The organism is Pseudoclavibacter sp. VKM Ac-2888 (assembly GCF_015351285.1).
Classification (GTDB): Bacteria; Actinomycetota; Actinomycetes; order Actinomycetales; family Microbacteriaceae; genus Pseudoclavibacter.
Window position 1 is genome coordinate 2,285,527 of sequence record NZ_JADKSM010000001.1, and the last position, 20,370, is coordinate 2,305,896.

21 protein-coding genes are annotated in these 20,370 nt (G+C 70.0%); 8 read left to right on the top strand and 13 right to left on the bottom strand.

Going from position 1 to position 20,370, the window contains the following annotated elements; genetic code table 11:
* Positions 1-7: 7 nt before the first annotated feature.
* Positions 8-541 (bottom strand): ferritin, encoded by a 534-nt coding sequence (locus ITJ61_RS10805; RefSeq protein ID WP_104239975.1) that lies wholly within the window; start codon positions 539-541, stop codon positions 8-10.
* Positions 538-1,092, bottom strand: coding sequence for a hypothetical protein (locus tag ITJ61_RS10810; protein ID WP_104305695.1), 555 nt, complete (start codon positions 1,090-1,092; stop codon positions 538-540). Before ITJ61_RS10810 ends, ITJ61_RS10805 begins: the two co-directional genes overlap by 4 nt.
* Before the next feature lie 93 nt (positions 1,093-1,185).
* Here ITJ61_RS10810 and ITJ61_RS10815 point away from each other — a divergent pair, with 93 nt between their 5' ends.
* Entirely contained in the window at positions 1,186-1,845 is a 660-nt protein-coding gene (locus tag ITJ61_RS10815; RefSeq protein ID WP_104239973.1) for a helix-turn-helix domain-containing protein, read from the top strand.
* A gap of 56 nt (positions 1,846-1,901) precedes the next feature.
* A complete protein-coding gene (locus tag ITJ61_RS10820; protein WP_194686161.1) occupies positions 1,902-2,627 on the top strand; it encodes a GOLPH3/VPS74 family protein in 726 nt (241 codons plus the stop codon).
* 477 nt (positions 2,628-3,104) lie between these two features.
* Here ITJ61_RS10820 and ITJ61_RS10825 read toward each other — a convergent pair whose 3' ends face one another.
* The 3 genes from ITJ61_RS10825 to ITJ61_RS10835 form a co-directional block, all read right to left on the bottom strand.
* Entirely contained in the window at positions 3,105-5,585 is a 2,481-nt protein-coding gene (locus ITJ61_RS10825) for a YhgE/Pip domain-containing protein (protein ID WP_194686162.1), read from the bottom strand.
* A 14-nt stretch (positions 5,586-5,599) separates the two neighbouring features.
* Positions 5,600-6,286, bottom strand: a complete 687-nt coding sequence (locus tag ITJ61_RS10830; protein ID WP_104297969.1) for a TetR/AcrR family transcriptional regulator — start codon at positions 6,284-6,286, stop codon at positions 5,600-5,602.
* A gap of 276 nt (positions 6,287-6,562) precedes the next feature.
* Complete coding sequence (locus ITJ61_RS10835) at positions 6,563-7,807, bottom strand: FAD-binding protein (protein ID WP_219819680.1); 1,245 nt, start codon at positions 7,805-7,807, stop codon at positions 6,563-6,565.
* Between the two features lie 321 nt (positions 7,808-8,128).
* Here ITJ61_RS10835 and ITJ61_RS10840 point away from each other — a divergent pair, with 321 nt between their 5' ends.
* Positions 8,129-8,671: an AAA family ATPase gene (locus ITJ61_RS10840; RefSeq protein ID WP_194686163.1), complete on the top strand. Its 543-nt coding sequence runs from the start codon at positions 8,129-8,131 to the stop codon at positions 8,669-8,671.
* Positions 8,672-8,780: 109 nt separating this feature from the next.
* Here the strand turns inward: ITJ61_RS10840 and ITJ61_RS10845 are convergent, their stop codons facing one another.
* The 4 genes from ITJ61_RS10845 to glnT are packed head-to-tail and all read right to left on the bottom strand — an operon-like array spanning position 8,781 to position 13,360.
* Positions 8,781-10,151, bottom strand: coding sequence for an FMN-binding glutamate synthase family protein (locus tag ITJ61_RS10845; protein ID WP_201297698.1), 1,371 nt, complete (start codon positions 10,149-10,151; stop codon positions 8,781-8,783).
* Between the two features lie 21 nt (positions 10,152-10,172).
* The gene (locus ITJ61_RS10850; protein ID WP_323744340.1) at positions 10,173-10,955 is read right to left on the bottom strand and encodes a protein glxC; all 783 of its coding nucleotides are present in this window, start codon (positions 10,953-10,955) and stop codon (positions 10,173-10,175) included.
* Positions 10,943-11,851, bottom strand: a complete 909-nt coding sequence (locus ITJ61_RS10855) for a glutamine amidotransferase (protein ID WP_104244798.1) — start codon at positions 11,849-11,851, stop codon at positions 10,943-10,945. Before ITJ61_RS10855 ends, ITJ61_RS10850 begins: the two co-directional genes overlap by 13 nt.
* Positions 11,852-11,902: 51 nt before the next feature.
* Positions 11,903-13,360 (bottom strand): type III glutamate--ammonia ligase, encoded by a 1,458-nt coding sequence (glnT, locus tag ITJ61_RS10860; protein WP_228496649.1) that lies wholly within the window; start codon positions 13,358-13,360, stop codon positions 11,903-11,905.
* A 1,140-nt stretch (positions 13,361-14,500) separates the two neighbouring features.
* Between glnT and ITJ61_RS10865 the strand changes: the two genes are divergently transcribed.
* The 4 genes from ITJ61_RS10865 to ITJ61_RS10880 all read left to right on the top strand — a co-directional run bounded on the left by ITJ61_RS10865 (position 14,501) and on the right by ITJ61_RS10880 (position 17,327).
* Positions 14,501-15,469 (top strand): aldo/keto reductase, encoded by a 969-nt coding sequence (locus ITJ61_RS10865; protein WP_194686164.1) that lies wholly within the window; start codon positions 14,501-14,503, stop codon positions 15,467-15,469.
* A gap of 137 nt (positions 15,470-15,606) precedes the next feature.
* Positions 15,607-16,413 (top strand): 3-oxoacyl-ACP reductase FabG, encoded by an 807-nt coding sequence (gene fabG, locus ITJ61_RS10870; protein ID WP_228496650.1) that lies wholly within the window; start codon positions 15,607-15,609, stop codon positions 16,411-16,413.
* A 97-nt stretch (positions 16,414-16,510) separates the two neighbouring features.
* Positions 16,511-16,768 carry a hypothetical protein gene (locus tag ITJ61_RS10875; RefSeq protein WP_104244802.1) on the top strand — a complete coding sequence of 86 codons (258 nt, stop codon included), beginning with the start codon at positions 16,511-16,513 and terminating at the stop codon, positions 16,766-16,768.
* Positions 16,769-16,943: 175 nt separating this feature from the next.
* A complete protein-coding gene (locus tag ITJ61_RS10880) occupies positions 16,944-17,327 on the top strand; it encodes a hypothetical protein (RefSeq protein ID WP_194686165.1) in 384 nt (127 codons plus the stop codon).
* On the opposite strand, the gene ITJ61_RS10885 is transcribed toward ITJ61_RS10880, so the two are convergent.
* Complete coding sequence (locus ITJ61_RS10885) at positions 17,324-17,764, bottom strand: bleomycin resistance protein (protein WP_194686166.1); 441 nt, start codon at positions 17,762-17,764, stop codon at positions 17,324-17,326. The two genes, ITJ61_RS10880 and ITJ61_RS10885, sit on opposite strands and share 4 nt — an antisense overlap.
* Positions 17,765-17,886: 122 nt before the next feature.
* On the opposite strand from ITJ61_RS10885, the gene ITJ61_RS10890 reads away from it, so the two are divergent.
* A complete protein-coding gene (locus tag ITJ61_RS10890) occupies positions 17,887-18,072 on the top strand; it encodes a hypothetical protein (protein WP_194686167.1) in 186 nt (61 codons plus the stop codon).
* A 58-nt stretch (positions 18,073-18,130) separates the two neighbouring features.
* On the opposite strand, the gene ITJ61_RS10895 is transcribed toward ITJ61_RS10890, so the two are convergent.
* From ITJ61_RS10895 to ITJ61_RS10905, 3 genes are all read right to left on the bottom strand, one after another.
* On the bottom strand, positions 18,131-18,826 hold the full coding sequence (locus tag ITJ61_RS10895) for a cache domain-containing protein (RefSeq protein WP_104244808.1): 696 nt from the start codon (positions 18,824-18,826) through the stop codon (positions 18,131-18,133).
* Positions 18,827-18,923: 97 nt separating this feature from the next.
* The gene (locus tag ITJ61_RS10900) at positions 18,924-19,427 is read right to left on the bottom strand and encodes a DUF5956 family protein (RefSeq protein WP_194686168.1); all 504 of its coding nucleotides are present in this window, start codon (positions 19,425-19,427) and stop codon (positions 18,924-18,926) included.
* Between the two features lie 61 nt (positions 19,428-19,488).
* Entirely contained in the window at positions 19,489-20,280 is a 792-nt protein-coding gene (locus ITJ61_RS10905; protein ID WP_181062847.1) for a FadR/GntR family transcriptional regulator, read from the bottom strand.
* Between the last annotated feature and the right edge of the window lie 90 nt (positions 20,281-20,370).

Consider the following 20,370-nt stretch of genomic DNA (forward strand, 5'->3'; position numbering starts at 1 on the left):
CCGGCTGCTAGAGCGCGCCGCCTGCCGCCGCAGGCGCGTCCGCGTCCTGGCCGCTGTCGCCGATGGTCTCGCGGGCGATGAAGTTCTCGATGTCGAACAGGTTGTCGCCCGCGCGCTTCGCGATCGTGACGAGCGTCGACATGGAGGCGACCTCCTCGACCTGCTCCTTGAGGAACCAGAGCATCGCCTGCTCGCCGATCGCGTCGCCGTCAGCACGCGCAGCGCGGAACAGCGCCTCGATCTGCGAGGTCACCTCCTGCTCCTGCGCGAGGGCAAGCGCGATGGGCTCGACCACATCTGCGAACTCGGTCTTCGGCGCGGCGACGCCGGGGATCGTGACGCCGAGGTCGCGGTCGAGGCGGTACTGCACGAGCATCATCGCGTGGTTCCGCTCCTCGACCGACTGCTGGTAGAAGTGCGCCGCGAGCTGCGGGAGGTCGTGGTTGTCGAACCAGACGGCGATCGCGATGTACTGCTGCGAGGCCGAGAACTCGTTGCCGATCTGGGCGGTCAGAAGGTCATTGAACGTAGATGAAGTCACGCCGCAACGCTACTCCTGGCAGGTTTCGCGTGGCGGTCAAGTTTCGTCGCGGTGCGAATCGTCCACAGGAGCAGGGCGACACCGGTCGCCGCCACGAAGGGGAGGCAGGTCAGGCCGAAGGCATCCCCGATGATCGCCCCCGTGCTCCCCCAGTACCTGGTCTGGTCCGCATCAACGCCGATCCCCGCGACGATGCTGTCCACGATGACGGCGACGCTCAGCGCTGCGCAGGCGGATGCAGCCAGGACGGCGACCGAGGCAAGCCACAGCAGCGACGCTCGCAGGCTCAGCGCGATGGCCCTCGTCACATCGAGCGCCAGCCATACGCCGAGCACCACCGCTGCCGCGATGCTCGCGTACGCGATCGGGATGAGCGTGCCGGCGAGGCGCGCACCCTCCGCGGAGTCGCGATCGACGTCGGATCCGGCCGCCGCGTTCGGGAACACCAGCAGCATGTACGCCAGGTACCCGGCGATGATGACGAGCAGCACCGCCCTGATCGCGGCGCGCGCGACCCAGCCACGGTCAGCACCAGCGCTCGTCTCGCTCATGACCGCAACGCTAGAGCCAGGCGCGCCCAACACCAAACGACGCGGGCGGGCCGGTCGGCGAAAGCTAGGCTTGAACGGAACCCCGGAGGCTGCATGAGCGACGCACACGACCACGACGAGATCGGCGTGGGCTCCGTGCACCGCGAGGTCGACCCGGCCACGGTCGGCCCGCAGCCGGGCGACCTCGAGCGTGCCATCGCCATCCAGGTGCGTGCGTACCGCCTCGCGACCGGGATGTCGGTCGCCGAGATGGCCGACAAGGTCGGCATCTCCAAGGCCATGCTCTCGAAGATCGAGAACGCCCTCACCTCCTGCAGCCTCACCACGCTCGGCCGCCTCGCGCACGGCCTCGACGTGCCCGTCACCGCCCTCTTCCGCGGCGTCGACTCCGACAGGGAGGCCGTCTACGTGCCGGCAGGCCACGGGGCGCAGATCGTGCGCCGCGGCTCCCGATCCGGCCACCTCTACGAGCTCCTCGGCGCCCTGCGCGGCCAGCACAAGCGCATGGAGGCGGTGCTCGTGACGCTGACCGAGGCGAGCGAGGTGTTCCCCCTCTTCCAGCATCCGGGCACCGAGCTGCTCTATATGCTCGAGGGACGCATGGCCTACGGGCACGGGGACGCGCGCTACGAGATGGGCCCCGGCGACACCCTGCAGTTCGACGGCGAGGGCCCGCACGGCCCGGAGGAGCTCATCGAGCTCCCGGCGCGTTTCCTCTCCGTCACGGCATACGGAGACCGCGCGGAGGGCTGAGGCGCGGCTGGTACCTTGGCCGGCACGACGACTCGCGCACCTGCCAGGGGGGAACCATGGAACAGCCCGACCACATCCCGACCACCGGCCCCGACGAAGCGCAGCCGTTGCTCGCCGAAGATCTGCTGCTGCTGCTCTTCAATCCAGACGACGGAACGATCGGCGGCGAAGGCACCCTCTTCTACGTGCTCGCCGGTGCCGTGCTCACCGAGCTGGCCCTGGACGACCAGGTCGCTATCGAGAAGGCCGGCCTGCGCGGGACCCTGGTGCTCTCCGTGGGTGAGACGGCGCCGGACGACGAGATCCTCCGGGCCGCGTGGGAGTACTCCGACGGGAAGCGGCGCGAGGTGCAGGGCATGCTCGCGTCCATCGGCCCCAAGCTGCGCGGCCAGCTGCTGGAGAGCCTCATCTTCCGTGGCGACCTGCACCGCGAGCAGGGCAAGACGTTCGGGTTCATCCCCAAGACCACCATCAGCCTGGGCGACACGGGCCGACGAGCCGCACTCATGAGCCGAGTTCAAGCCGTGCTCATCGACGGCGCCGAGCCCGACGCCCGCACCGCCGCCCTCGCGGCGCTGCTCTCCGCGAGCGGCTCGCTGCCCACCCTGCACCGAGAGCTCCCGTGGGAGACCGAAGTGATCAACCGAGCGAAGGCACTCGAGGCCGGCGACTGGGGAGCTGCCGCCGCGAGCTCGGCGGTCTCGCGCACCATGAACGCGATCACCATCAACGCCGCCGTCGCCGCGAGCGTCGCCGCCAACGCGAACGCAGCGAACAGCTAGCCCTGCGCTGCCCCGGGCCGGCGCGAACCCCGCGAGCCCCGCGGCCCCCGCGACCCCGCGACCCCGCGAGCAGTCTCCGGGTGGGTTCCACGCTTCGGGATGGCTTGCACCCCATCCCGAAGCGTCAAAGCCATCCCGAACACGGCAAGAGAGCGCACGCAACGCGAACCCGACCGAACCCCGCGGTCCCCGCGGCCACCGCGGCCACCGCGAGCAGTCTCCGGGTGGGTTCCACGCTTCGGGATGGCCTGCACCCCATCCCGAAGCGTCAAAGCCACCCCGAACGCGGTAGGAGAGCGCGCGCAGCGCGAGCCCGACCGAACCCCGCGGCCCCGACCGAGCCCCGCGGCCCCCGTGGCCCCCGCGAGCAGTTTCCGGGTGGGTTCCACGCTTCGGGATGGCTTGCACCCCATCCCGAAGCGTCAAACCCATCCCGAACACGGTAGGAGAGCGGACGAGACGCTCGCCCGCCGACAACTACCGAACCGCAACCGGCTCCGAAACAGCCGCCGCCGGGGCCGCCGCTGGCTTGAGGCGCTCCCGGCGCCGCTTGAGCGCGATCGACAGGGTGGTGAGCGCGAGGGCGGCGACGAGCCAGACGGTGAGCATCCCGTATGCCTCGCCGATGCCGATCGACCCGCCGGCCACGAGTGAGCGGAACGCCGTGACGGCGTAGTTCAGCGGCAGCCAGGAGTGGATCAGCTGGAAGAACGCGGGCGCCGTCTCGACCGGGTAGGTGCCGCCGGCCGAAGAGAGCTGGAGCACGATCATGACGAGCGCGAGGAATCGACCGGGAGGGCCGAGCAGCGCGTTGAAGGCCTGGTTGACGGCGACGAACGTGACGCTCGTGAGCAGCGCGAGCGCGACGAGCCCGAGCATGTTCGCCGGCTCGAGGCCGAGACCGAACCGCACGATCGTGAGCATGAGGAGGCTCTGGGCCGCGCCGAGCATCGCACCGGGTGCGAAGCTGCGCAGTGCCACGACGATCGCTGGCTGGCGGCCGAGCACGAGCCGCTCCCGCAGCGGCGGGAACATCAGGTAGAAGGCGAGCGCGCCGACCCAGAGGCCGAGCGTCATGAAGTACGGCGCGAGACCGTAGCCGTATGCCGGCACCTCGTTGAGGCGGGTCTTCGTGATCTCCACGGGCGTCGACGTGACGCCGGCGAGGTGGTCGGCCTGCGCATCCGTGTAGCTGGGGATGTCGGAGACCCCGTCGTCGAGGCCGTCGGCGAGGGTCTTGCTGCCGTCCGCGAGCTGCGTGATGCCGTCGTTCAGCTCGGTGCCGCCTGACTCCGCGTCGGCCGTCCCGTCGGCGAGCGTCGTCGCGCCCTGCTCGAGCTGCGTCGCGCCGGAGGCAAGCTGCGGCGTCGACTGCGCGAGGGTGGATGCACCAGCCGAGAGCGTCTGCGTTCCCGTCGAAAGCGTGGATGCGCCATCGGCGAGGGACTGCGTGCCCGTCGCCAAAGTGGCTGCGCCGTCGGCGAGGGACTGCGTGCCCGTCGCGAGGGTCGACGCGCCGGATGAGAGCTGCGAAGCGCCAGCCGCGAGTTCTGCGGACTTCGTCGAAGCCGTCGAGATAGCCGCGACGAGCTCGTCGGCCTTGCCGCTGAGCGGCGCGACGGATTCGGAGAGCTGGGTTGCACCGGCCGCGAGGTCTGCCGACTTCGACTGGAGGAAGCTGAGCCCCGTACCGGCCGCCGCGTCGCCGACCAGGCCCGTCATGCCGGCGCTGAGCCCCGCGGCTTGCGTGTCGGCGGCTTGTGCGGATTCGGAGAGCTGCGTGATCTGCTCCTTGCGCTGCTCGTCCGAGAGCGTGTCCCAGCTCGAGAGCAGCGAGTCGACGTCACCCGAGAGCTCGCTGGTGCTCGACGCCAGCTGCGACGCCCCGCCGTTGAGTGTCTCGGCTCCGGTCAAGGCGGTGTCCACTCCGCCGGCAAGAGCTGTCGCCCCTGTGTCGAGCGCCGTGGCACCGGATGTGAGGGCGGTGACCTTCCCTGGCAGGTCGGTGGCGGCCGTGGACAGCTCCGCGAGTCCATCGCTGAGGAGCTGCGCACCGGAGCTCGCCGTGCCCAGCCCCGTGCTGAGCTCCTGCGCGCCGCCGTTCGCGCTGGCCGCGCCCGCGCTGAGCTGCTGCGCGCCCGTGTTCGCATCCGCGGCGCCGGAGCTGAGCTGCTGGGCACCCGAGTTGGCGGTGACGAGGCCGGTGTTGAGCTGCTGCACCCCCGCATCCACCTGGGTCGCCCCATCAGCGAGGGTCGCGCTGCCGTCGGCGAGCGCGAGGCCGCCTTCCCGCAACTGCCCGAGACCCACAACCAGCTCGCCGGACCCCGTGCGCGCCTGCTCGGCGCCGTCGTTGAGCTCGGTCGCGCCGTCGGCAGCCTCCGAGACGCTCTCGTGGATGTCGGTGAAGCCCACGTAGACGTTGCGGAGGTACTCGTCGGAGACCTCGGCGGCGAGCTCGTCGGCGACCGTGGTGCCGACCGTCGACGCGATGTTGCCGACGATGATGTTCGCGCCGTCGTTGGTGGTGATGGAGAGGCGGGCGATCGCCGCATCCAGCGGTTCGTCGCCGCCCGCCGAGACAGCTGCCGCCGAGAAGCCCGCCGGAATGTCGAGCACGGCGAGCACCTGGCCGGACTCGAGCGCGCTCTGCGCCTCATCCGCCGCCATCTCGTGCCAGCTGAAGTTGTTCGACTCGGTGCTGTCGACGAGCTTCTCGGTGAGCGTCGCGCCGAGGTCGACGGGCTCGGCGGGCTCGCCGTCGGTCGTCGTTGCGGGCGTCGCGGCCTGGTCGCTGTTCACGATCGCCGCGTTGATGTGGTCGAGGCGGTGCGTCGGGTCCTCGTTCGACCAGATCAGCGAGCCCGCGTAGATGAGGGGGATGAGCATGATGCCGACGATGACGACGAGCGTCCGCCGGTGCGTGCGCACGAAGTCGGGGAGGGAGAAGGAACGCATGGGCGTGGGGAGTCCTATGAACGAGCGTGCTCGACGCGGAGGGCGTCAAGCTCGGCGACAGTCGCGCCGGAGGATGCGAGAAGCAGGGAGGAGAGGCGTTCGACGAGCTCGTCGATGGATGCGCGTGCATCCGCTGCCGTGCCGGCTGCCGTGGCCGCCTCGGCCGGGGCATCGGCCGGGGTCGCGACCTCAGCGGCGGCGAAGAGCCACCTCGTGACGTGCCACATCGCGCCGGCCGCGAGGAACTCGGCGCGATCCTGCGGGGTGTCGGGACCGCGGCGGCGGCGGATGACGGGGCCGAGCGGCGACGACTCGAGCAGGCGCGTAGCGAGGTAGGCGATGATGTCGCCCGTCAGGAGGCCGAAGCTGCTCTCGAGCGCCGCCCGGTAGAAGGGCGCGTCGGCGGCGAGCTCACCGAGCAGGGCGCGCAGTGTGCCCCGCACGAAGGTCGGCCACGACGGGTCGTCGCCGACGCTCGGGATGCGGTCGAACGCCGACTGCAGACGCCGCAGCGCGGCCTCGCGGATGAGGGCGGCGGTGTCGTCGAAGTGCTTGTAGAAGGTGGGGCGGCTCACTCCTGCGCGACCGACGATGTCGGTGATGCTGAGCTGCGCCGCATCCGTCCCCTCATCCAGCAGTTCGACGACGGCTGCGACGAGCGCCGCCCGTGAACGGACGAACCTCGCATCTTCCTGGGTCACGGCACTCCTCGATCAGATCTAATTTACAAATGTAAATTAGCACGATCGAATGAGAACGCAAGGGCCAGGCAGGAGACGGCCAGGGTAAGGCCAGGCCAGAGCGGACCGGGGTCGAACCAGGGACGGACGCCAGATGCCCGCAAGCCCTGACCAACATCAGTGCAGAAACCTGCAGATTCGGGCGCGGGGCCGCGAAACGAAGCCGAATTGCACTGAAGTTGGTCAGGCGTCGCGGCGAGCGGCCCCCGGCGCACCGCCAGCGCGCGGGCCGCCGCGCTACCGCAGCACGCGCCGCGTGAAGTCGTTGGCGAAGACGCCGCTGGGGTCGTAGCGTTCGACGAGCTTCCGGAAGTCGGCGAAGCGCGGGTACAGTTCCGAGGCCCTCACGCGCTCGTCGAACACCTTGCCCCAGTGGGGGCGCCCGCCGAGCGGCGCGAAGATCTCGTCGAGCAGCGGCAGCAGCTCGGCGACCTCCGGGTCCTGCTTCCACGTGAAGTGCAGGCCGACGACGTCGTTGCCGTGCATGGGGCTCAGCCACAGCGAGTCGCGCGCGACCGTCCGCACCTCGTTGACCAGCAGGTGGGGGCGGATGCGGTCGGCGATGCCCGCGAGCGCGAGCAGCGCATCCTGCGCCCGAAGCCGTGGGATGAGGTACTCGCTCTGCAGCTCGGCGCCGTTGGAGGGCTGGAACTCGAGCTTGAAGTGCGGCAGGCGCTCGTACCAGGGGCCGGCGACGCCGAACTGCTCGCTGCAGGCCACGGCGGAGACGCCGCGGATGGGGTGCATCGCCTCGGTGGCGGGTGTTGCGCCGAAGAAGTCGCCAGGTGCCACCTCGCTCGCGAGCTGCTTCACCCACACCTGGTCGATGAGCTCGGGCTCCGCCCACGTCGTGAAGGCGCTCACGCTGTACCCGGCGCCCGTGATCTCGTCGAAGTTCTCGAGCAGCGCCGCGAACGGCAGGTTCTCGAAGACGCGCTGCCGCACCTCGAAGTGGGGCACGACGTCGAGGCGGATGCGCGTGACGACGCCGAGAGCGCCAAGCGACACGACGGCCCCATCGAACCCCTCGTCTCCCCGCTCGAGCACGACGACATCCCCATCGCCGGCGACGAACTCGATGGCGGCGACGGCTGCCGCGAGGCTCCGGTTGGTGTTGCCGGAGCCGTGCGTTCCCGTGGCGACCGCACCCGCGATGGAGATGTGCGGGAGGGAGGCGAGGTTCGCGAGCGCCAGGCCGTGTTCGGCGAGGTCGATCGCGAGCTCGCCGTAGCGGGTGCCCGCTCCGATGGACACCCACCGCCGGTCCTCGTCGATGCGGAGCGGGCTGCGCAGGCCGCGCGTCGAGACCTGCACGCCGCCCGTGTCCGCTATGCGGTTGAACGAGTGCCCACTGCCGAGCGCGCGCACCGAGTGCCCGCCGGCCACCGCAGCCCGCACCACCTCGCTGACCTCGGCCGTGCTCGTGGGGGTGGCGATCTGCTCCGCCTCGAAGGTGATGTTCCCGGCCCAGTTGGAGGTCACTGCGGTCCTGCTTTCTGCGACGTTGCGAAGTGGATGCACCCGGCGGAGCCAGGCCAGAGAGTCAGGCCCGAAGCTCCACCGCCGACCACCATACGGGGGCAAGGCGGGTTGATCAGTCGCTGGCCGACTTCCGCGACCAAACCCGCACGTCCGACCCGGGCAACACGCTGGCCCGCCTGACCAACATGAGTGCGATTTCGCGCCGAATCGCCGCAGGACACCGGCAACGCGCTGTTTTCGCACTGATGTTGGCCAGCCGAGCGCGAGCTCGCGGACCCGCCCCCTGGCGGTGAAGCCGCGCACCACCTAGGCTCGCCTGCCATGCGGATCGTCGTGTCGGGAACCCACGCAAGCGGCAAGAGCACGCTCATCGGCGACTTCGTGGCCGCGCATCCGGAATACCGTGTCCTCCCCGACCCGTTCGAGGAGCTCCTCGACGACCGCTTCGATGACCTCGACGCGGCCCTCTTCAGCCGCCAGCTCGACATCGCCGCCCACCGGCTTGCCGAGCTGCCGGAAGGCTCGGACGTCATCGCGGAGCGCGGGCCGGTCGATTTCCTCGCCTACCTGCACGCGCTCGAGGCGCTCGGCAGGCCCGGGCGCTCGCGCGCGGCGATCCGGCGCGGTGCAGCGCTCACCCGGCACGCGGCCGAGCGGGTGGATCTCCTGGTGCTGCTCCCCCTCGCCTACCGCGACCAGATCTCGGTGAGCGATGACGAGGACCTCGAACTCCGGGATGCCATGAACGACGCGCTCCTGGACCTCGCCGCTGAGCCGGAGCTCAGCGGCCCACGCGTCGTGGAGCTCACGGGCGACCGAGCCGAGCGCCTCGCGGGGCTCGAGGCGGCCGGCCTGGAGCGCTGACCAACCTCCGTGACAAGACCCCCAGCTCCGGGGCTTCAAGGCCGGGAGGTGGGGGTCTCGTCACGGAAGTCGGTCAGGCGGCGTCGGTGGCCGCAAACCGGCCGTCGCCCTAGTACTGCTTGCCGGGGATCCAGCTCGTGCCGGCGAGCGGCACGTTCGCCATCGCGGCCGACTCGACGGTCAGCGCGACGAGGTCCTCCGGCTCGAGGTTGCGGATGTGCGACTTGCCGCACGCGCGGGCGATGGTCTGCGCCTCCATGGTGAGCACGCGCAGGTAGTTCGCGAGGCGTCGCCCTCCCTCGACGGGGTTGAGGCGGGAGGCGAGCTCCGGGTCCTGCGTCGAGATGCCGGCCGGGTCGCGCCCGTCCTGGAAGTCGTCGTAGAAGCCGGCGGCCGAGCCGATGTCGGCGTACTCCTGCTGGTAGCGGGGGTCGTTGTCGCCGAGCGCGATGAGCGCGGCCGTGCCGATCGCGACGGCGTCGGCGCCGAGCGCCATGGCCTTCGCGACGTCGGCTCCCGTGCGGATGCCGCCGGACACGATGAGCTGCACCTTGCGGTGCATGCCGAGCTCCTGGAGCGCCGCGACGGCCTGCGGGATCGCGGCGAGCGTCGGGATGCCGACGTTCTCGATGAACACCTGCTGCGTCGCAGCCGTGCCTCCCTGCATGCCGTCGAGCACCACCACGTCGGCACCGGCCTTCACGGCGAGCGCCGTGTCGTAGTAGGGGCGGGATGCCCCGATCTTCACGTAGATCGGCTTCTCCCAGCCGGTGATCTCGCGAAGCTCGGCGATCTTGATGGTCAGGTCGTCCGGGCCCGTCCAGTCGGGGTGGCGGCTCGCGGATCGCTGGTCGATGCCGATCGGCAGGGTCCGCATCCCGGCGACGCGCTCGGTGATCTTCTGCCCGAGCAGCATGCCGCCGCCGCCAGGCTTCGCGCCCTGGCCGAGGACGATCTCGATCGCATCCGCCTTGCGCAGGTCGTCGGGGTTCATGCCGTACCGGGAGGGCAGGTACTGGTAGACGAGGTGCTTCGACTGTCCACGCTCCTCCGGCGTCATGCCGCCGTCGCCCGTCGTCGTCGAGGTGCCGACCTCGGAGGCGCCGCGCCCGAGGGCCTCCTTGGCGTTCGCGGAGAGAGCGCCGAAGCTCATCCCGGCGATCGTGACCGGAATGTCGAGGTGCAGGGGCTTCGAGGCGAAGCGATCGCCGAGCACGACGTCGGTGCCGCAGCGCTCGCGGTACCCCTCGAGCGGGTAGCGCGACATGGATGCGCCGAGGAACAGCAGGTCGTCGAAGTGCGGCAGCTGCCGCTTCGCGCCCCACCCGCGGATGTCGTAGATGCCCGTGCGGGCGGCGCGCTGGATGTCGGAGATCGTCGCGCGGTCGAACGTCGCGGACTCGCGGAGGCCGAGCTCGGCGAGGCGAGCGGGTGACTGCGGTGCGCCGACGGTGGACGTGGGCTGGTCGATGAGAGTCATGAGTGGCGCTTCCTGCTCGGCCTAGTAGGCGTTGTCGACGTTGAAGTGGTAGAGCTTGCGGGCCGAGCCGTAGCGCTTGAACGCGGCCGGGTCGTCGTCGCGGCCGGCTGCGACGAGCAGCTCGGCGAGCTCGGCGAGGTGCTCCTCGCGCATGGGCTTCTCGATGCAGTCGGCGCCGAGCGATTCGACGGTGCCCTGCACGTAGATGCGGGTCTCGTAGATGGAGTCGCCGAGAGCTTCCCCGGCGTCGCCGCACACGACGAGGCGGCCGGCCTGCGCCATGAACGCAGACATGTGCCCGATGCTTCCCCCCACGACGATGTCGACGCCCTTCATGGAGATGCCGCAGCGGGCTCCGGCGTTGCCGTCGATGACGACGAGGCCACCATGGCCGGTCGCGGCGGCCGACTGGGAGGCGTCGCCCGTGACGTGCACGCTGCCGCTCATGATGTTCTCGGCGAGCCCGACTCCGGCGTTGCCGTTGATGGTGACGGCGCCCCGCTGGTGCATTCCGGCGGCGTAGTAGCCGACGTGCCCGTCGATCGTGACGTCGATGGCCGAGCTGATGCCGACGGCCACGTTGTGCTTGCCGGCGGGGTGCTGGATGCTCCACCTGGTTCCGTCTTCCGCCGCCTGGACGGCTGCGTTCACGACTCGCACATCCTGGCCGGCGAGGTCGATCGTGGTGGGGCTGGCCTCAGCAGTCGCGGACGACGAGGGGGCTGCCGCGGGAGCAGCGGCGCGAGGAGCTGCGGGTGCGGCCGCTGGGGCTGCCGCGTACTGGGTGCTGTCTAGAGTGACCACGTGTAGACCTTTCCGGGGACTGGTTCGAAGATGTCGGCGGACTCGATGCCGGGGAGCTGCGCGAGGGCGCGGTACTCGGAGGCCATGGCCACGTAGTCGTCGGTGACGGCCACGATGGCGGGCTTGCAGGCGATGGGGTCGCGCACGATGGCCATGCTGTCGGCGGTCGTGACGACAAGCGTGTAGAAGCCGTCGAAGACGTCGCCGAGGTTGATGAGCGCCTCCTCGAGGGTGTCGCCCTGCTCGAGGCGGGAGGCGATGTAGCGCGCACCGACCTCGGTGTCGTTCTCGGAGTCGAACTGCACGCCCGTGCGCTTCAGCTCGCGACGGATGGAGGCGTGGTTCGAGAAGGACCCGTTGTGCACGAGGCAGAGGTCGTCGGCGACGGCGAAGGGGTGCGTGCCGCCCGCGGTCACGGCCGATTCGGTGGCCATGCGGGTGTGCGAGACGCCCTGGCTCCCCGACATGGACTCGAGGCCGTGGTTGGAGGCGACGTCCATGGGATTGCCGACGCTCTTCATGACGGCGAGGTGGCCGCCACGGCCGATGATCGTGGCGGTGGGGAGGGCCGCGCTGACCGCATCGGCGAGGATGCTCGTCGACAGCTCGCCGCTCACGAGCGTCGTGTCACCCACGACGGACACCTTCGGCGCCGCCCCGGCTGGGAGGGTGCGCTCGAGTTCGGCGGTGAGCTCCTCCACGGTGAGCAGCTGCGTGCCGCCGAGGAGGCTGAGCGTCGACGCGGCGCTGCCCGTGAGGTCGGGGTTGTCGTACACGGCGAGGCCCGCGGAGTCGGGTCCACGGTCGACCATCTCGCAGAGCATGGTCTGGAGCAGGTCGCCCATCTGCGGCCTGAGCTGGGGGTTGCGCAACTGCAGCGCGGCGATTCCACACACGGGCGTGGTCCTTTCGGGGGTGGTCTTGTCTGGTCTCTGGATGCGGGAGGGTCAGAAGGCGGTGAGGTAGGTGTCGAGCTCCCAGTCGCTGACCTGCGCGTGCCAGGTGAGGAACTCGGTCTCCTTCGCGTCGGCGAAGTAGCGGCCGGTGGCCTCGTCGCCGCTGAGGCTGGCGAGGATCACGGGATCGCGGCGCAGCGCCTCGACGGCGTGGAGGAGCGTCGCGGGCAGCACGGCCGCGCCTTCGGGCGCCTGGCCTGGACCGGAGGGGTTGCCTGGGTCGATGCTGTTGTCGATGCCATCGAGGCCGGCCATGATCGAGGTCGCGACCGCCAGGTAGGGGTTCGCTGCGCCGTCCCCCGAGCGGAGCTCGACGCGCTTGTTGTCCGGGACCCGCACCATGTGCGTGCGGTCGTTGCCACCGTACGACGCCTTTCGCGGCGACCAGGTCGCGCCCGAGCTGGACGTGGCCGTGCCGATCCGCTTGTACGAGTTCACCGAGGGAGCGAGGAACGCCTGCAGGGCGGGCGCGTGCTCGAGGAGCCCCGCCACGAAGCCGTACGCGACGGGCGAGAGGCCGAGGCCCCGCGCATCCGGTGCCGACTCGCTCGCGGCGTCATCGGTGGATGCGGCGGCGCCGCTCGCGCTCGGGCCCGCCGGGAAGAGCGGCTCATCCTGCTCGCTCCATAGCGACAGGTGGAGGTGGAGGCCCGTGCCCGTGCGGTTCGTGAAGGGCTTCGGCATGAACGTCGCCGTCATGCCGCGCTCTTCGGCGAGCACGTTGAGGATGTAGCGGAGCGTGATGACGCGGTCGGCGGTCGTGAGCGCGTCGGCGTAGTCGAAGTTCTGCTCGAACTGGCCGGCGCCGTCTTCGTGGTCGTTGGCGTAGTTGCCCCAGCCGAGCGAGTTGATGGCGGTCGAGACGGAGGCGAGGTGGTCGTACATGCGAGTCACGCCGCGGGCGTCGTAGCAGGGGCGAGGGCCGTTGTCGCGCTTGTCGGCGGGGGCGAGGGTGCCGTCTTCGGCGCGGTCGACGAGGAAGTACTCGACCTCGGCGCCGACCTTGGCGGTCATGCCGCGCGTGGCGAGCTCGGCGATGGCGCGCTTCAGGATGTTGCGGGGCGCGTACGGCCACGGCTCCCCGTTGACGTGCGGGTCGCAGTGCACGAGCGCGAGGCCCTCGCGGACGAACGGCAGAGGGGTGAACGAGTCGAGGTCGGGGATCGCGATGAGGTCGGGGTCGTGCTGCTCCTGGCCGATGAGGCCGGCGGCGAAGCCCGCGAAGCCGAGGGCGCCCGCCTCGAGCTCGTCGGCGGCCGAGGTCGGCACGAGCTTCGCGCACGGCTTGCCGTTGAGGTCGACGAACGTGGCGAGGATGAACTGCACGCCGTGCGCCTGGGCGAGGTCGCGGAGCGTGATGCGGTCGCCTGCCGCGAGCTCTCCTTCGACCAGCTTGGGGGCTAGTTGTGTCATGGTCGTCTCCCGCATGGTGTTGATGTTACCTGACATGAAACCTTGTTCGCCAATAGTAGACAGACGGATGTTTCCGCAGCGTTCGCCCCTGTAAACACTGGGTTACGGGAACCGGGGTGAGGGCCGCCCATCCCACCCGCAGACCTCGCGCATTCGCAGACCTCGCGCATGCGCACCCCTGCGCACCGCCAGACGTGCGCAACCCCCAAGTCTCGCGAAGCCCCACCCGCAGACCCCGCACTTGCGCACCCCAGCTGCCACCTTCTGGTGCCCTAGCCCCAGGTCTAGCGAAGCCCCACCCGCAGACCCCGCACTTGCGCACCCCAGCACACCCAAAGACGTACACAACCCCCAGGTCTCGCAAAGCCGCGTCCGCAGACCCCGCGCATGCGCAGACCTCGCACTTGCGCACCCCCGCACACCAAAAGGCGTGCACAACCCCCCGGTCTCGCAAAGCCCCACCTGCAGACCTCGCACATCCGCACCCCTGCTGGCGCCTTCTGGTGCCCTAGCCCCAGGTCTGGCAGAGCCACATCCGCAGACCTCGCACTTGCGCACCAACAGACGTACACAACCCCCAGGCCTGGCGAAGCCGCATCCGCAGACCTCGCGCATGCGCACCCCAACGCACCGCCAGGCGTGCGCAAGCCCCAGGTCTCGCAAAGCCACGTCCACAGACGTCGCACATCCACACCCCTCCGCACCAACAAGCGTGCACAACCCCCAGGCCTGGCGGAGCCGCGTCCGCAGACCTCGCGCATGCGCAGACCCCGCACTTGCGCACCCCAGCGCACCAACAGACGTGCACAACCCCCAGGCCTCGCGAAGCCCCGTCCACAGACCTCGCGCATCCGCACCCCTCCGCACCAACAGACGTGCACAACCCCCAGGTCTCGCAAAGCCCCATCCGCAGACCCCGCGCAGGCGCAGACCTCGCACTTGCGCACCCCTGCGCCCGGAAAGGCGTGCACAACCCCCAGGTGCAGCGAAGCCGCATCCGCAGCCCCCACGCATCCGCAGACCTCGCACTTGCGCACCCCAGCTGGCGCCTCCTGGTGCCCTAGCCCCAGGTCTGCAGCCGACAGGCCAGGCCAGGGCGCAGGGCAGGGCAGGGCGCGAAGCAGGGGGCACTGCCAGGGCCTCCCTGGTGTCGGTGGTGCGACATACGCTCCTGGCATGGAGCACACGAACCTCGGCCGCACCGGCCTCCGCGTCAGCCGCCTCGCACTCGGCTGCATGAGCTTCGGCGACCCGACACGCGGCCTGCACAGCTGGACCCTCGACGACGACGCGGCAGCACCGCTGCTCCGCCAGGCGGTCGAGCTCGGCGTCACCTTCTGGGACACGGCGAACGTGTACCAGCAGGGCACGAGCGAGGAGATCATCGGGCGCGCGATGCGTCGCTTCAGCCGCCGGGAGGAGATCGTGCTCGCGACGAAGCTCTCCGGCAAGATGCACGACGGCCCCGGCGGCTCCGGCCTGTCCCGCACGGCGATCCTCGAACAGGCGAACGCGTCCCTCGAGCGACTCGGCACCGACCACATCGATGTGCTCTACATCCACCGCTTCGACGACAGCACCCCCGTCGAGGAGACCATGCAGGCGCTCGACGACCTCGTGCGTGCCGGCAAGGTGCGCTATCTCGGCGCATCGTCGATGTACGCGTGGCAGTTCGCGAAGCTGCAGCAGGCCGCCGCGGTAGGCGGATGGACCCCGTTCGTCGCCATGCAGGACCAGTACAACCTGCTGAAGCGCGAGGAGGAGCGGGAGATGATCCCCATGTGCGCCGACATGGGCGTCGGCCTCGTCCCGTACTCGCCGAACGGCAAGGGGCGCCTGACCCGGCCGCGCGGCGAATCGACGGCACGCGCCGAACTCGACTCGGTCGCGAAGGCGTTCGATGCCGATGCTGACGGCCCCATCATCGACGTCGTCGAGCAGATCGCGGCCGAGCGCGAGGTCCCGATGGCACGAGTCGCACTCGCGTGGGTGCTGCGCAACCCGACGGTCGCAGCCCCCATCGTCGGGGCGACCAAGGCGAAGCACCTCGATGACGCCGTCGCAGCCCTCGAGCTGACGCTCACCGACGACGAGGTCGCACGACTCGAGGCGCCGTACGTGACCCAGCCTCCGTTCTGGTGGTGACCAGAAGGCGCCGGCGGTGATCCGGCGGCGGGCGTAAACACTGCGTTACGAGCGGTCGCAGGCAGGTTTCCAGAGGGGCATCCTGCCCGCCCGGGCGATGGAATGGGCGCATCCACCCCATTCTCGAAAGGCGCACCATGCCAGCTGCTCCCCTGTTCGACCTCTCCGACACTCGCGTCGTCGTCACCGGCGGCACGAAGGGCATCGGCTTCGGCATCGCCAGCGTGTTCGCACAGGCGGGCGCGCGGGTCGCGGTCGCTGGTCGCTCGCAGGCGGGGGTGGATACGGCCGTCGCTGCACTCTCGCTCATCGCCGACGCCGGCACCGGCACTCGAGCTCAGATCTCGGGGTTCACGGTCGACGTCACCGACCCCGAGTCGTGCCGCGCGCTTGCGGCGTCGACCGCGGCGGCGTTCGGCGGCATCGACGTACTCTGCGCCAACGCTGGAATCTTCCCGCAGGCGGACCTCGCGACGATGACGCCGGCACAGCTCGACGAGGTGCTCGACACGAACGTGAAGGGCACCATCTACGCCGTGCAGGCCTGCCTGCCAGCCCTGCAGGAATCAGGCCGCGGCCGGGTCGTGCTGACCTCATCCATCACGGGCCCGACGACCGGCTACCCGGGCTGGTCGCACTACGGGGCCTCCAAGGCCGCGCAGCTGGGCTTCATGCGCACGGCCGCGATCGAGCTCGCGAGGCACGCCATCACCGTGAACGCAGTCCTGCCCGGCAATGTCGAATCCGCTGGACTCGACGAGATGGGCGAGGACTACCTCGCGTCGATGACCTCCGCCGTCCCGCTGCGCAGATTGGGCCGAGCCGAGGAGATCGGCTACGCCGCGGCGTTTCTCGCGAGCCGCGAGGCGGGGTACATCACGGGTCAGACGATCGTCGTCGACGGCGGCCAGACGCTCCCCGAGTCTCCGGATGCACTGGGCTGACCCGAGCAGCACCGCGTCCAGCGAACCCTGTGGCGACTCTCAGGATTAGCTAGCTAACCTAACTATCCGATCATCCACTCTTGAACCGAGGAACCCCATGAGCCTGCTCGAGATCCCCCGCGAGTCCACGACCCGAGCGGTCGTCGATTCCGCTCCTCGACAGCTCCGCTGGCTCTCCCCCGCGAACGGACTCTGGGTCGCGATGCGGGAGACGGCCTCCGGCGACGACTTCGCCGGGTTCGTGGAGCTCGTGCACGGAGAGTTTCGCGCACACGACGGGCAGGGCACCTTCCTCGGCGCCTTCGCCACGCGCGAGGCCGGGCGAGACGCCATCGAGGGCGCAGTCCGCAGCTGAACAGGCGCACCGGGCGGTCGGAGGCCGGAACCGACCAGCTGGTAAAGTTGGGTCCACCAGACACCAACGACCAGCGACGCTTCCGTCGCCGGCCGTCACGCGCCAGGGCTGAGCCCGCGCGAAGCGGTCCGCCGAGGACAGTGCTGGCCTACCGCGAGATTGGATCCCATCCCGCATGCCTCTCCTCACCATCCTCATCGGTGCCGCCCTCGTCGTGACGGGCGCGATCGCCTATTTCGTCAGCGACACCAGCAGCCTCACGGCCCTCATCCCGGCCGCCGTCGGCCTCCTGCTCGTCATCGCCGGCCTCATCGCCCGCAACCCGAAGCTCCGCAAGCACGCCATCCACGGCGCGCTCGCCGTCGCGCTCCTCGGCGCGCTCGGGTCGCTCATGAACGTCGCCCAGCTGGGAGACCTCTTCGCCGGCACCGCCGAGCGCCCCGGCGCGGTCATCAGCAGCACCGTCATGCTGGTCCTGCTCGTCGCCCTCATCACGGCCGGCGTGCGCTCGTTCATCGCCGCCCGCCGCAGCCGTCAGGCGTCAGCCGTCACGAGCTAGCTGGCAGCTCTCCGCCCCAGGCTCGCCTGGAAGCGGATCAAGTACCCGTCGGGGTCCGTCACAAGGAATTGGCGGACCCCGACTTCGTCCCCACCCACCCGGTACCACTTCGTTTCCGGCGGCATGAAGAGCTCCCGACCGGTCGCGAGGACAGCCGCCGCGACCTCGTCAGCATCGGCCACGGAGATCTGGAAGTTGATGCCCCTCCCGAGCGGCGGCTCGAGCGGCCCGGTTACCCAGTTCCGGCCGACGCCGCGCTGTTCGAGCATGAGATGAGCGTTGCCACGGGTCAGATACGCGAACCCCTCCTCGGGTCGGTCGTACTTCACCTCGAAACCGCATCCATCGACCCAGAACGCAAGGCTGATTCGGACGTCGGTGACGAGCAGCTCGGGTACGAGGTCGGGCAGATACTCGGATGGGGCGAGAGCACTCATGTCCGCATCGTCGCACGTCGATGCAGCCATGTTCCCGTCGTGTCGCCGAGCTACGGCGTGACCCGCATCCGCCGCCCGCTTCCACTGACCCGACGCCCAGTCTCGCGACGTACCGTCGATCGATGATCGGACTCAACCCAATGCACACCGTCGTGATGGTCGCCTACTTCGTGGCCATCCTTGCGATCCTGGTCCTGACCATCTGGGCACTGATCCTCGCCATCAAAGCCCTTCGCAAGTACCTGCGCACCCCGGATGCGCAGCAGCAGCAGCGGCTGCAGCCGCCAGCTCCGCCCGAGATCGACTGAGATCGACTGAACCCGGACTCGGGACTCCGACCTGCCCCGAGGTCCCGCGCGTCGAGGCCTAGACCCGGGTGAGCACGCGGAGCCCGGCGATCGCGCAGTCGGTGCTCCCGTAGCCGTCGAGGTCGCGCACCGAATCTCCCGGCGCGAGCCGCGATTCGGTGGATGCGAGCACGCGCTGGGCTGCGTTCACGACGCTCACGTCGCCGAACTCACGCAGCGCCGGGAGCAGCTCCCGTTCGACGTCGTCGACGAGGAGGTCCATGGCGACGACGCCGAGGAATCGCCGCCCGTTCCAGACGGGCATGCTGACGGTGAGCGTGTACTCGTCGCTGCACAGGTAGTCGACGTGCGGGCCCGCGACATGACCCTCGCCGGTCTCCCGGGGCACGCGGAACCATTCGAATCCGCTGTAGTCGATGTGCTCTCGGCTTGGCGTCTGCGCTGCGAGCCGCAGCTGCGAGCGCATCGGGCCCTGCCACCAAGACAGGTGGCCGCGGGACGGGCCGCGAAGGTCGAGGGATGCGACGAATCCGGCCCCGAACGCGGCCGGCCAGGTACGAGTGAAGACCGCGAGCGCGAGCGGCTCGACCAGCTCGTCGAGGCGACGGTCGCTGAGTTCGCCCCGCGACTCGAGGTCGCCGAGCACGGCACCGAGGTCGCGGCTGAGCGTTTCGAGCACGTTGAGTGTCGATCGGAAGTAGTCGTCGAGGAGCGCAGCTGGGCCGCGTCGAACCGCGGTGGCGTCGATCGTCATGGAGCGGCTCCTCTGCCTCGGTGTTGGCCGATGGTACACAGCGGAGGGCCGCTTTCACTGGGTCGACCGGCGAAGATCGGCGAGAGCCCGTTCCGCGTCACCAGGCGAGCGGCGACATGCGACCATTCAACAGCACCCGCATCGCCGCGTGCACCTCGAGCGCGTTCCTTCGGTGGTCGTCGGGTGCGACGTCCCGCGCCGCACGGAGGCACACTCCCTCGAGGTCTCGTTCTGTGACCCCGTCGGGGAGGCACAGCATCCACTGCACCGCCCGCGGGGGCGCCGGCAGCCCAGCATCTGCGAGGTACTGGACCATGTCGTCGTGGATCCCGCTGATGTCCTCCTCACTTGAGAAGGTGCCGTCGGCTGGCCCGCCGACACGCTGGCCACCGCCGTCCGTCTCGACGACGGGGTCGTACCGCGCCGGCTCCTGATACACCCAGCTGGGGCCGGCGAGGTAGGCGATGAGCGCCAGCCACCCGTTCGGCTCCAGCCTCATGAGGTTGGTGGTCTGCATCACGTTCTCCGTGAAGTCGCTCCAAGACCAGTTCGGCAGCCCCGCGAGTGCGGCGATCCTCACCTCGTTGTCGTTGATCGGCATACGTTGGCCCCCCAGCCATAGTCGTTCCCCGGCACCCGGCACCATCACGGCGCCGGCGCGCCTACCGCTCGAGCAGCGACCTGCGCTTTGCCTCGAGCCGTTCGACGACGTCGCTCACCGTCGCGCGCAGAGTCTCGCGCGCGCCAGCGGTGTCCCCCCGAGCGACATCATCGACGAGTCCAAGTATCTCGCCTCGTTGCGCCTCCCGCTCGGCGTCGTCCACAGCGAGCAGCCCGAGCAGCGGCGAGAGCTCGGATTGCACGCGCATCTGCTCCTTGGTGAGCCGCACCGACTGCCCGAGTGCGCACAGTTCGACGACGATGTCGTCGGCGACGTGTCGCCAGAGCGCGGGCGTCGGCTGAGCCTGCCGCCCGGAGATCGCGGCGTCGCCGAACGCCGTGAGCCGAGCGCGGATCGCGTCGACCTCGCTCGGCGCAGCCCTGGAGGCTGCGAGTTCGAGGCAGCCAGCGGTGACGGCGAAGTAATGGGCGGCGAGGTCACGCAGCGCCGTGCGGGAGATGGATGCGAGCTCGGCGGCGGCGTGTGAGGCAGGGTCGGCGCCCGCGGTGACGAAGCTGCCGCCTCCGCGTCCTCGTTTCGTCGTGACGAGGCCGCGTTGCCGCAGGAGGACCAGCGCTTCGCGAACGGTGACCGGCGAGACCCCGAGCGACTTAGCGAGCTCGCTCTCCGGGGGCAGCCGCTCCCCTGCCTGCAGAACGCCGCGGTTGATGGCGACGCTCAAGCGACGCTCGACGAGCGCGGCCTTGCCCTGGTCGGCGACGGACCGAAACACCGCGTTGCGCAGGCGCGACGGCACCCCGGCTTCGGGGTTTGTCCGCTGCGGCGTTGGCACCCCGCCATTGTCGCCCATCCGCCCCTGTACTGGCAGGGTGCAGATCAGACGCGGCGGGCGCGGCGGCCCCTGTCCAACATGAGTGCAGAA